The sequence below is a fragment of the Conchiformibius kuhniae DSM 17694 genome (assembly GCF_000428785.1).
GTDB classification, from domain to species: Bacteria; Pseudomonadota; Gammaproteobacteria; order Burkholderiales; family Neisseriaceae; genus Conchiformibius; species Conchiformibius kuhniae.
In genome coordinates this window covers 43,944-55,744 of sequence record NZ_KE386799.1, presented here as the reverse complement: position 1 = coordinate 55,744, position 11,801 = coordinate 43,944, and the positions used below count along the sequence as shown (strand labels likewise).

Sequence of the window (11,801 nt, the reverse complement as noted above, 5' to 3'; positions counted from 1 at the left end):
ACGGGGCAACAAATATGGCTAAACTGATGATTGTGGACGATTCAAACATCATCCGCAACCGTATTGAACGCAGCATGGAAGGCATGCAAATTGAAGTGGTGGCCACAGCGTCCAACGGCGAAGAAGCCGTAGAGCTGTTCATGCAGCACCGCCCCGATTTGATTACCATGGATTTGACCATGCCCAAAGTAGACGGTTTGGAGTGCATCAAGCGCATCAGGGCGTTGAGCTCGGACGTGAGCATTTTGGTGGTGTCGGCGCTGTCCGACCGCCAAACGGGCTTGCGTGCCTTGCAATACGGCGCGCGCGGATTTATCTGCAAGCCGTTTACCGAAGAGCAATTGATTTTGGCGTTTACCAAATTGCTGCAAAATCATCAGCGCATGAAGCAAACGGGCAAGGGCTGAGGGCGCATGACGGCTTCGGTTTAACAAATCTTGATGTTTCTTATAAAAAAATAATACAAATGGGGCAAATCTTGATTTGACACCTTTGCGCCAAATGCCGCATAATGGCTGCGTTCCGTTGCAGTGATGCGGCGGGATATTTCTCCTCTATTTCTCCTTTGTAGACTTGGCGCATATCCGTAATCGGGTATGCGCATTTTTTTGCTTGGTAAAACATTATGGCGATTCAATGGTTTCCCGGACACATGAACAAGGCGAAAAAGGCCATCGCCGAACGCATGAAAAACATTGATATGGTGATTGAAATGCTGGACGCGCGTTTGCCCGCTTCCAGCAGCAATCCCCTGCTGGCGCAGCTTGCACGCGGCAAGCCGAAGCTGAATATTCTCAACAAACAAGACCTTGCCGACCCGGAGCGCACGGCATTGTGGCTGGCGCATTATCAGGCGCAGGCGCAAACCCGCGCTTTGGCTTTGGACGCGTCCGACAATCAGGCAGCCGCCAAAATCAGTCGCACCTGCCGCGAGCTGCTGCCGCAGCGCAGTGGTTTGGACAAGCCGTTGCGGGTGTTGATTTGCGGGATTCCGAATGTGGGAAAATCCACTTTAATCAACGGTATGATTGGCAAAAAATCCGCCAAAACCGGTAACGAACCGGGCATTACCAAAGCGGAACAGCGTTTGTTTCTCGCCGATGATTTCTGGCTGTACGACACGCCCGGAATGTTGTGGCCGAAAATCATTGTGGAACAAGGTGGTTATAATTTGGCGGCAAGCGGCGCGGTGGGGCGCAATGCGCTGGACGAAGAGGAAGTGGCTTTGGTGTTGCTGGATTATTTGCGCCGTCATTATCTGCCGCTTTTGCAGGCGCGTTATGCCGCCGACAAAGACCCGAGCAGCCATTGGGACGATGTGGCGTGGCTGGAATGGGTGGCGCAAAAATGCGGTGCGCTGCTCGGTGGCGGACGGGTGAATTATCAGAAAGCGGCGGAACGGGTGTTGGTGGATTTTCGCGGCGGACACATCGGGCGCATCACGCTGGAAACGCCGCAGCAATGGGCAGGCTGGCTGAAAACGGCGCAACGGCGCGAGGCGGAATTGAAAGCCGAACGCGAAGCGAAAAAAGCGGCGCGAAAGGGAAATGGTGGCAACTGATACACAAGGCTATGTTTATGTTTTGGTTTCGCCAAACTGCGACAGCTTGAAAATCGGTGGCAGCGACTATCCGCCGTTTAAACGTCTGAAAGAAATCAACCACAGCGAGCCGTACAAGCACTGGGGCAAGTGGGAGTTGGCGGATTTTCGCCAAGTGCGCAACTGGCGCAAGGTAAAACGCAGTTTGCATTATGCGTTCCGCAGCCGTTTGAATACGCGGCTGCCCCATCAAAAAGAGCTGTTCCGCATCAGCCTGAAAGAAGCATCAGATGCTTTTCATGCCGTTGATGAAGATGAAATTATCGGCAAGCCCAAAGTAGACCGTATGTTTTACGATGCGCCGTTTCGCGATTATCTGCAGCAATTGTTTGTGTTTGCGGGCTTGACGCATTGGCTGGCATATCAGGGCGCTTGGACGTTTGTTTTGTTTCCGGCAACGGAGGGAGGGCGTTATTTTACGCTGAACATCGGCCCGCATGAGGTGGCATTTGCCACATTGAACCGCAAAAGCCGTCCGACCGAACACATGATTTTAACCGACTGTTTGATTTTGGATTTTGACGAAGTGGCGGTTTGGTTGGCAGCACACGGCGGCAAAACGGTGGCGGCACATTATCAAACCGCTTGGCCGCGTGCGGTATGCGTACACTTTGTCGGCGACTTTGCAACGGCTGCCGAATTTTTGCACTTGCCCGGCGTGCGCCGCGCTTTGATTGCTTATTGGCACGATGCGCTGTTTGATTTGAAAGACCGCGATAAGACGAGTGTTTATGCGCGTTTTCATCATTATAATGCGGTCGCAAAATTGAACGAATATATTGCACAAAACCCCTAAAGCGTGGGATTTCCGCTACAATGATGTTTCCGCTCGGTTTGCGGCAATGATGCCGAATGGGGCTGCATATTCTCTTTTCCGTGCAGTATTGACGCAGTTTTCCGCCTTGTTTGGCGGATAAAAAACGTTCCGGCACGACAAACGGACTTTAGATTTGCAACCAACATCAATTAAGGAAACACAATGAACAAACTCTCTCTGACGGCAGCAGCAACGCTGCTGGCGCTGGCTGCCTGCGGCGGCGGTCAAAACGAACAAGACAAGCAAATTCAGGAAAACAATAAAAAAATTGAATTGCTAAAACAAGAAGCCGAAATCAAACGCCTGCAAAACGAAGTGCAAAACGCTGGCGCACAAGCCGCTTCCGGCGCGGCGCAGGTGTACCAGCTTGCCGCTTCGGAAGTGGCGAACACCATTCCCAAAGAAGCACAGGCAGCCGCCAAAGCGGGCGAAGTGGTGCAGGGCAAGGACGGCCAGCAATACACGTTTGACCCCGACACCGGCAGTTGGCTGCTGTATGGCGCACTCGGTGCGGCGGCGGGCTATTTGGCGGCCAACGCCATGAATAAAAACAAATACGAACCCGCGCCCAAACCCACCGCCGCCGTGGAGCGCGTCCACAAAGACTATCAGGCGAAACACCCCAGCCAAATTCCGCCGCCGAAACCTGCCGCCACCGCGCCGCAAAACAAGCCTTTCGTACCTGCCAACGCGCCCGCGCAGCAGCAGTCGCCCGACCAACGCGCCGCCCAGCCCGCGCAGCAGCAATACCGCCAAACCCAGCAGGGCTACAGCAATCATCAAAAACCGTCCGGCAGCCGCTTCGGTGGCGGGCGCAGACGGCGTTGATTTTCAGGCTGCCTGAACATGCCGTTGCCGCCGCCCCTGCTGCTGGAAGCCGCCTTGCTTACCAGTGCCGAACCGCTTGGCGAAGCCGCCTTGTGCCGCCTGTGCGAACCGCCCTTGTCGCGGGAAGCAGTGCGGGCGCATCTGCACGATTTGCAAAAACATTGGCAAAACCGTGCCTTAACCTTGGAGCAAACGGCGGCAGGCTGGCGTTTCCGAGTGTGCGCGGAGGCTTTTTCCCGATTGGGACAATGGCAGCAGCAGCGTCCGCCGCGTTATTCCCGCGCCGTGTTGGAAACTTTGGCGGTGATTGCGTATAAACAACCGGTTACGCGCGGCGACATTGAAGCCGTGCGCGGCGTGTCCGTGTCGCAGAACGTGATGCAGGTCTTGCAGGAACGCGGCTGGATTGCCGCCGCAGGGCAGCGCGACAGCATCGGCAAACCGACTTTGTGGGCGACCACCGCCGCGTTTTTAAGCGATTTCGGCTTGAACGGCTTGGACGAACTGCCGCCGCTTGCCGATTTGGGCGCAGTCTTTTCAGATGAGGAAACCGATACATGAACAGCGTTTACGTCTTGCATCATGTCCGTCCCGAAGAAGACGATTATTATGAAGATGTTAAAATGATAGGCGTGTTCACCGATATCGCCGCCGCCGAAGCTGCCAAAACCGCGTTGTTGTCGCAACCGGGCTTCCGCGATTATCCCGATGGTTTTCACATTGACGAATACGAATTGAACAAAATCCATTGGCAGGAAGGTTTCGGCGACCCATCTTAAATCCAAACAAATCAATACAATGAAAAACAAAATCAAAACCAAACGCGAATTTCGGGACGGCGGCGGCAAAAAATCCGCCCGCCGCCCGTCTGCCGCCGCGCCGCGTCCCGAAACCGCCGCGCCGAAAACCCGCACCACCCGCGCCAAAAAACTCGCCGTGCGCGCGCCGAACCAAAAAATCCAAAACCGTTCCCGCGACTTGCGCGAACAACGCGGCGATTTGTCGCGCATGGAACCCGTGCGCCTGCAAAAAGCTCTGGCGGCTTCGGGTGTCGGTTCGCGCCGCGAAATGGAAGCGTGGATTGAAAACGGCTGGGTCGCCGTCAACGGGCGCACCGCATCGCTGGGCGACAAAGTGTCGCCCGATGACCAAGTAACGGTAAAAGGCAGCGCGATTAAGCTGAAATGGCCCGACCGTTTGCCGCGCATCATCTTGTATTACAAACAGGAAGGCGAAATCGTTTCCCGCGATGACCCACAAGGGCGCGTGAGCGTGTTTGACCGTTTGCCGCAGGCGGCGAGCAGCCGTTGGGTCGCCATCGGGCGGCTGGACATCAACACCTGCGGGCTGATGATTTTGACCACTTCCGGCGAGCTGGTGCAGCGTTTCGCCCACCCGCGTTTTGAAGTGGAACGCGAATACGCCGTGCGCGTGTTGGGCGGTTTGGACGCGGAGCAACTGCGCCAACTCACCGAAGAAGGCGTGATGCTGGAAGACGGCGAAGCGCGTTTGGCGCGTATCCGCGAACAGGGCGGCGAGGGCGCAAACCGTTGGTATCATGTGGTGATTAAAGAGGGGCGCAACCGCGAGGTGCGGCGGATTTTTGAGCATTTCGGTTTGACCGTCAGCCGTTTGGTGCGCGTGGGCTTCGGGCCGATTGCGCTGCCCAAGCGTTTGAAACGCGGACAGTTTTACGAACTCAATCCGGCAGAAGTGGCGGGCGTGATGAAGTGGGCGGACATGGCATTGCCCGGTTCGCGCCGCCGCCGCTAAACAGGTCTTGTCAAAACGGATAACAGCCCGTATAATACGCATCTTTACGGAATGTAGCGCAGTCCGGTAGCGCACTTCGTTCGGGACGAAGGGGTCGGAGGTTCGAATCCTCTCATTCCGACCAATTTTTCAGGCAGCCTTATTTGTTGGGCTGCCTGATTTTTTTGGAGAAAGCCATGAGCAACCTGCCCCGTCCGCTTTCCGACCGCCAAATGGCGTTTTTGCTCGCCATGCTGGTGGCGGTGATGCCGTTTTCGGTGGACGCGTATCTGCCCGCACTGCCGCAAATCGCGCAGGATTTACGCGCCGACATTCATTATATTGAAAAAAGTTTGGGCAGCTTTATTTTGGGTGTGGCATTCGGGCAATTGCTCGGCGGTTCGCTCGCCGACATCAAGGGGCGGAAAAATCTGGCGGTGGCGGGTTTGACGGTGTACATGCTCGGCAGCGCGGGGCTGGTATTGGTGCAAACCGCGCCGCAGCTTTTGCTGTTGCGGGTGGTGCAGGCGGTGGGCGCGGGCATGGCATCGGTGGTGGTCGGCGCGGTGGTGCGCGACAATTATCAGGGGCGCGAAGCGGCGCAAATGTTTGCGCTGATTGGCATCATCATGATGGCTGCGCCCTCGCTCGCGCCGATGATTGGCGCGGGGCTGCAAACTTTGGGCGGCTGGCGGCTGGTGTTTGTGTTTTTGCTGGCTTATGCGGCGTTGGTGTGCGCTTTACTGGTGCGTTTTTTGCCGAAACACAAAACCGCCGAGCCGTTTACCCGCGATATTTTGCGCGTGGTGCTGGCGCGTTACCGCAACGTGCTGGCAACCCGTCCGGCTTTGGGTTTTTTGTGTTTTCAGGCGGCTTCGTTTTCGTCCATGCTGGTATTCTTAACGGAATCGCCGTTTGTGTACATGCAGTTATACGGCTTGACCCCGCACCAATACGCTTGGGCGTTTGCGGGCAACATCGGCATGATGGCGCTGTTTAACCGTACCACCGCATGGCGGTTGCGGCGCGGCAGCCCGCCGGAAAGCATTTTGCTGACGGGCATTGCCGTGCAGTTGTCGGCAAACACGGCATTGGCGGCGATGACGTGGGGCGGTGCGCTGCCGTCTGCGGCGGGCTTGTTGGCGTGTGCGATGGTATCGGTCGGCACGCAGGGCTTTGTGGTGGCGAACACACAGGCATTGTTTATGGAATTTTTCCGTGAAAACGGCGGTAGTGCCAATGCGCTGTTGTTGGCAACGGCATCGTTGGCGGGCGCGGGTGCGGCGCTGCTCGCCACCACGCTGCACAACGGCACGGCACAGGTGATGGGCGGCATGATGTTGGCGTGTACGGTGTCGGGATTGGCGTTGTTGTCGCTGCTGTCGCCGCAGGTGTGGCGGCGCGGCTGATAACGACGCGGCATACCAAAACGCCGTTTCCTGCGGGGAAACGGCGTGATTGCTTCAACAAAGCACCGGAGCGTGTCGCCAATTAACCGAAAAATCCCTGCACCGTCATTTCTGCGAATACGGAAAGCCACTGCCCGATGCTTGGCAAGCCATATTTTATCAAGTCTTGTCGTGCTTCGACTTGGCTTCCCGCCTGTGCGGGAATGGCGGTGCCGTGTTTTCTTGGTCAATTGATGACACGCCCTAACGGTAGCCTTGTTTCAGCACAAAACCTTTCGAGCGCATACAATAGCCCACCAGCTTCTCCGCCTGCGCTTTGGCAAGCCTGTCCGCGCCCACGTCCTGACGGCAAAAGCCCAACACATCACGGGTTTTCGCCTGACTCACGCCCTGCTTTTCCCAAAAATAATACGGTTCGGAAGCGCATGCCGCCAAACACCCAAGCGCCAGCCATGTGAACATTCTTGTTTTCTTGAAAAATACATTCATTGAAATTCCTTTACTGCATAAAAATGAAAGCATATTCTGCGCCCCAAACGGCGGCAGCCCTTATTTGTCCGCCGAATTGTTCAGATTGACTTTGTTCACCGGACTCAAGTTGATGATGATGCCGCCTTTGTTGTCTTGGCTGCCCTTGCTTTTGGCGGCGGGCGCATCGTTGTGGTGGTCGGTACACTGGTATTCGCGTATGTGCTGCCACACCACGCACACGCCTTTGGGGTGGCGGTCGATGCAGGTGCGCGTGTTGCCGCCAAACGATTCCGCGCCCGTATAGCCCCACACTTTGCAACGGTGGTAGGCAACGTTTTGTGCTTGTTTTTCATTGCGCGACAACCTTTGTTTGAAATGCTGTTCGTATGCCACGCGCACAATGCCGTCCGCACGGCTGCCGCCGATGGCTTGCCAATCGGTCGGTTCGGGCGTGGAGGCAGTCAGCATCAAAGCGGTCGGCACAAATAAAAAGCCGTATTTTTTCCATTTCATCACACATATCCTTTATTCACACAATCGGTTTGGGAAAAAGCAAGAAACCATGCTTGCCACAGAAAAACAATTTATCTGCAAGCATAGCCATTGCCGCAAAAAAGCACCAGAGACAAACTGTCCCCCTTACCCGCCCAAAATGTCCCTATGATGAAAATGAAAATCAAGTGCGGCAAACGGCGTTTGGACATTCCGCGTTTGCAACAGATTGCCGCCGTGTTCGGCATGGACGCGGCGGATTTGATGACGGTGGACACGGGTGCGGTGCTGTTGGCACGGAACAACCGCTTGAAAGACGTCAAACAAAGCGTGGTGTGCCTGATGAATAAGGACAGCCCCAGCCACCATACTTATTACAACGGCGCAGAAGCCCTGTTGCACGAAATCGAAACGCTGAAGCTGCAATTGGCGCACCAAGGCGAAATCATGCGGCAGCAACAGCAGCAGTGCGAAGCCTTGACGGCGGCACAGCAGCGCGAAATCGATTTGCTGCGCGGTTTGCTGGCATCGCTGCAAGCACAATAAGGCGCGTGAAAAGCCGTGCCGCGCCACCGTTCTGCGGCGCGGTTTTTTGTTGCCCGTCATTCGCGTTTGCGGCGGGGATTTGTTAAAATCATCGGGTTTGGATAACGCTTTTTGACCGTAAAACCATGTTCCGATTTGCCCTTGCCGATGATGCCCCTCCCCTGCGCCGCGCCGTCACCGCCGCCTACCGCCGCGATGAAGCGCAAGCCCTTGCCGAACTGCTGGAAACGGCGGCGCTGCCGCCCGAAGACGAACAGGCGGCACGCAACCACGCCCACACACTGATGCGCGAAATCCGCGCCACACGCAGCAAGGCAAACGGCGTCGATGCGCTGATGCACGAATTTGCCCTGTCGGGCGAAGAAGGCATCGCACTGATGTGCCTTGCCGAAGCCTTGTTGCGCATTCCCGATGCCGCCACCCGCGACCTGCTGATTCGCGACAAACTTTCCGGCGGCGACTGGGCGGCGCATTTGGGCAACAGCCCGTCCCTGTTTGTGAACGCCGCATCGTGGGGCTTGCTGCTCACCGGCAAACTCACCGCCGCCCCCGCCGCCGACACGCTTTCAGGCAGCCTGAACCGTTTGCTCGGCAAAGGCGGCATGCCCTTGATACGCAAAGCGGTGGACTACGCCATGCGCTTGCTCGGCAAACAATTCGTAAGCGGCGAAACCATTGATGCTGCTTTGAAAAACGGCAAAGCTGCCGAACAGCGCGGCTACCGTTTCTCGTTTGACATGCTCGGCGAGGCGGCGATGAACCAAGCCGATGCCGAACGCTATTATCAAGACTACATCAACGCCGTTCACGCCGTCGGCACAGACGCTGCCGGCGCGGGCGTGTATGCGGGCAACGGCATTTCCGTCAAACTCTCCGCCATTCACCCGCGCTACGTCCGCGCCCAACACCAACGCGTGTTGGACGAACTCTATCCGCGCCTGAAACAACTGTTTGTTTTGGCAAAAACCTACAACATCGGTTTAAACATCGATGCCGAAGAAGCCAACCGCTTGGAACTGTCGCTGGATTTGATGGAAAAACTGTTGTCCGACCCCGACTTGGCGGGCTTTGACGGCATCGGCTTCGTGGTGCAGGCGTATCAGAAACGCGCCCCCTTTGTGATTGATTACTTGGTGGACTTGGCGCGGCACAACGGGCGCAAACTGATGATTCGCCTCGTCAAAGGCGCGTATTGGGACAGCGAAATCAAATGGGCGCAAACAGACGGTTTGGACGGCTATCCCGTTTACACCCGCAAGGCGCACACCGATGTGTCGTATTTGGCGTGCGCCCGCAAGCTCTTGGACGCGCAAGACGCGGTTTATCCGCAGTTTGCCACCCACAACGCGCTGACTTTGGCAACGGTGGCGCAAATGGGCAAAGGCAAACATTTTGAATTTCAATGCCTGTACGGCATGGGCGAAACCCTTTATGACCAAGTGGTCGATGCCGACACCTGCCGCGTGCGCGTCTACGCCCCTGTCGGCACGCACGAAACGCTGCTGGCGTATTTGGTGCGCCGACTGCTGGAAAACGGCGCAAACTCATCTTTCGTCAATCAGATTGTGGACGAGCGAACCGATTTGGACACGCTGCTGCGTTCGCCGGTGGAAGCGGCGCGGGCAACGGGCGGCGCCATGCACGCTGCCGTGCCGCTTCCCCGCGATTTATACGGCGCAGCACGACAAAATTCGCAAGGCTTTGATTTCAGCAACGAAGCGGATTTACACGCCCTGCAAACGGCGTTGAACCAAGCCGTGCAAACCCGCGTTGCCGCCAAGCCTTTGGTGTCGCCGCGCCTGAAAAAAGCCGATGTCGCCGCGCCGCACGATGTGTTGAATCCTGCCAACCATGACGATGTGGTCGGCACGGCGGCGTTTTTGACGGCGGACGCGGTGGCGGCGGTGGTCGGTTCGGCGTGTGCCGCGCAAAAAAATTGGGCGCAAACTTCCGCCGCCGAGCGTGCCGAATGTTTGCGCCGTTTTGCCGACTTGCTGGAACGGCACGCGCCCGAACTGATGATGTTGGCGGTGCGCGAAGCGGGCAAAACCCTGCCGAATGCGGTGGCGGAAGTGCGCGAAGCGGTGGATTTTTGCCGTTACTACGCCGCCGAAGCGGAAAACACTTGCGCCGGACGCGCCCCCATCGGCACGGTGGCGGCGGTCAGCCCGTGGAATTTCCCGTTGGCGATTTTTGTCGGCGAAGTGGTGGCGGCGTTGGCGGCGGGCAACACCGTGGTTGCCAAACCTGCCGAACAAAGCTGCCTGATTGCCTACCGCGCCGTGCAACTGCTGCACGAAGCGGGCATTCCCGCCAAAGCCCTGCAACTGGTACTCGGCGCGGGCGACGTGGGCGCGGCGCTCACGCAGGATTCGCGCATCAACGGCGTGATTTTCACCGGCTCCACCGAAGTGGCGCGGCTGATTAACCAAAGTTTGGCGCAACGCGATGATTTGCCGGTACTGATTGCGGAAACGGGCGGACAAAACGCGCTGATTGCCGACAGCAGCGCGTTGGCGGAGCAGGTGTGCGCCGACGTGCTGAACTCGGCTTTTGACAGCGCGGGGCAACGCTGTTCCGCGCTGCGGGTGTTGTGCGTGCAGGAGGAAGCCGCCGACCGCCTGATTGCCATGATTAAGGGCGCGATGAACGAGTTGCGCGTGGGCGACCCGCGCCGTTTGGACACCGACATCGGGCCGGTGATTGATGCGGAAGCACAAGCCAATTTGTTGGCGCATATTGATAAAATGAAAGGCGTGGCGAAGTCGTTCCACGAAATCAGGCTGCCCGAACACGCCGCCAAAGGCACGTTTGTCGCGCCCGTGTTGTTTGAGTTGGACAATCTGGACCAACTGCAACGCGAAGTGTTCGGGCCGGTGCTGCACGTGGTGCGTTACCGCCGCGAACACCTGCCGCAGCTTATCCGCCAAATCAACGCCAAAGGCTACGCGCTCACGGGCGGGGTGCACAGCCGTATTGATGAAACGGTGGCGTTTGTGCGCGACAGTCTGGCGGCGGGCAATCTGTATGTGAACCGCAATATTGTCGGCGCGGTGGTGGGCGTGCAGCCTTTCGGCGGACACGGCTTGTCCGGCACCGGCCCGAAAGCGGGCGGGCCGTTTTACCTGCAACGCTTGAGCAAAGGCGCGTGGCAGATGCCGGCGCTCACCCGCCACGGTGAAGCAGACACCCGCGCCGCCACCGTGTTGGAACGCTTGCTCGCCCGCCAAGACTTCGACCAAGCGGCACGTTTGCGGCTCGGCGCGGTGCTGGGGCAAGCGCGTTTGCACACCCTGCGCCACGCCCAATCCCTGTTGCCCGGCCCCACCGGTGAGGAAAACATCTTGTCGTGGCACGCGCCCGCACGGGTGTATCTGGCGGACGGCGCGGGCGAACGCGCATGGGAAGCCTTGATTTGGCTGGCACTTTCCGGCATGCAAACGGTGGTGGACATCAACCACCCGCTCGCCCGCTTCGCCCCCGATGCGGACGGGCTGCTTGCCACCGACCCGCATTCCGCACACACCGCCGCCTGCGTGCTGACACTGGACGGCTTGCCGCCCGAGCGCAAAATCGAATTTGCCGCCCGCGAAGGCGCATTGCTGCGGCTTGCGGACGCGCAAAACGGCGTGGACGTGCTGCCCCTGTTTTACGAACACAGCACCAGCACCAACACCGCCGCCGCAGGCGGCAACGCCCGCCTGATGGCGATGTCGGAAGACGGCGTTTGCGCCTGATTGCCCGCACCATCATGACAGGCTGCCCGCACGGGCAGCTTTTTTGCGCCCGCACGCACGCTTGCCAATCCGATTGTTCACACGCCGCAAATTGCGCTACCATACGCGCCTTTCACCGCCATTGACGGCGCGGTTCAAACCGAAAAGGA

At 57.8% G+C, this 11,801-nt stretch carries 12 protein-coding genes and 1 tRNA gene; 11 read left to right on the top strand and 2 right to left on the bottom strand.

What is annotated here, in order from left to right:
- The first annotated feature begins 14 nt into the window (after positions 1-14).
- From G392_RS0110620 to G392_RS0110580, 9 genes are all read left to right on the top strand, one after another.
- Positions 15-407, top strand: coding sequence for a response regulator (locus tag G392_RS0110620; RefSeq protein ID WP_027010190.1), 393 nt, complete (start codon positions 15-17; stop codon positions 405-407).
- A gap of 218 nt (positions 408-625) precedes the next feature.
- The gene (gene ylqF / locus G392_RS0110615; protein ID WP_027010189.1) at positions 626-1,561 is read left to right on the top strand and encodes a ribosome biogenesis GTPase YlqF; all 936 of its coding nucleotides are present in this window, start codon (positions 626-628) and stop codon (positions 1,559-1,561) included.
- Positions 1,548-2,396, top strand: a complete 849-nt coding sequence (locus G392_RS0110610) for a GIY-YIG nuclease family protein (RefSeq protein ID WP_027010188.1) — start codon at positions 1,548-1,550, stop codon at positions 2,394-2,396. Before ylqF ends, G392_RS0110610 begins: the two co-directional genes overlap by 14 nt.
- Positions 2,397-2,579: 183 nt before the next feature.
- Positions 2,580-3,245, top strand: a complete 666-nt coding sequence (locus G392_RS0110605; protein ID WP_027010187.1) for a hypothetical protein — start codon at positions 2,580-2,582, stop codon at positions 3,243-3,245.
- A 12-nt stretch (positions 3,246-3,257) separates the two neighbouring features.
- Complete coding sequence (scpB, locus tag G392_RS0110600; RefSeq protein ID WP_027010186.1) at positions 3,258-3,806, top strand: SMC-Scp complex subunit ScpB; 549 nt, start codon at positions 3,258-3,260, stop codon at positions 3,804-3,806.
- The gene (locus G392_RS0110595) at positions 3,803-4,024 is read left to right on the top strand and encodes a DUF7336 domain-containing protein (protein ID WP_027010185.1); all 222 of its coding nucleotides are present in this window, start codon (positions 3,803-3,805) and stop codon (positions 4,022-4,024) included. The genes scpB and G392_RS0110595 overlap by 4 nt, the downstream gene beginning before the upstream one ends.
- Before the next feature lie 19 nt (positions 4,025-4,043).
- Entirely contained in the window at positions 4,044-5,018 is a 975-nt protein-coding gene (locus G392_RS0110590; RefSeq protein ID WP_027010184.1) for a pseudouridine synthase, read from the top strand.
- A 47-nt stretch (positions 5,019-5,065) separates the two neighbouring features.
- Positions 5,066-5,142 (top strand) — tRNA-Pro (locus tag G392_RS0110585).
- Between the two features lie 52 nt (positions 5,143-5,194).
- A complete protein-coding gene (locus G392_RS0110580; RefSeq protein WP_156900923.1) occupies positions 5,195-6,406 on the top strand; it encodes a multidrug effflux MFS transporter in 1,212 nt (403 codons plus the stop codon).
- A 243-nt stretch (positions 6,407-6,649) separates the two neighbouring features.
- Here G392_RS0110580 and G392_RS0110575 read toward each other — a convergent pair whose 3' ends face one another.
- Together G392_RS0110575 and yecR are read right to left on the bottom strand one after the other, a co-directional pair.
- A complete protein-coding gene (locus tag G392_RS0110575; RefSeq protein ID WP_027010182.1) occupies positions 6,650-6,868 on the bottom strand; it encodes a hypothetical protein in 219 nt (72 codons plus the stop codon).
- A gap of 87 nt (positions 6,869-6,955) precedes the next feature.
- Complete coding sequence (gene yecR / locus G392_RS12850) at positions 6,956-7,390, bottom strand: YecR family lipoprotein (protein ID WP_051255703.1); 435 nt, start codon at positions 7,388-7,390, stop codon at positions 6,956-6,958.
- Positions 7,391-7,546: 156 nt separating this feature from the next.
- On the opposite strand from yecR, the gene G392_RS0110565 reads away from it, so the two are divergent.
- Complete coding sequence (locus G392_RS0110565; RefSeq protein WP_211224372.1) at positions 7,547-7,915, top strand: hypothetical protein; 369 nt, start codon at positions 7,547-7,549, stop codon at positions 7,913-7,915.
- 125 nt (positions 7,916-8,040) lie between these two features.
- The gene (putA, locus tag G392_RS0110560) at positions 8,041-11,652 is read left to right on the top strand and encodes a bifunctional proline dehydrogenase/L-glutamate gamma-semialdehyde dehydrogenase PutA (RefSeq protein WP_027010180.1); all 3,612 of its coding nucleotides are present in this window, start codon (positions 8,041-8,043) and stop codon (positions 11,650-11,652) included.
- Positions 11,653-11,801: the final 149 nt, after the last annotated feature.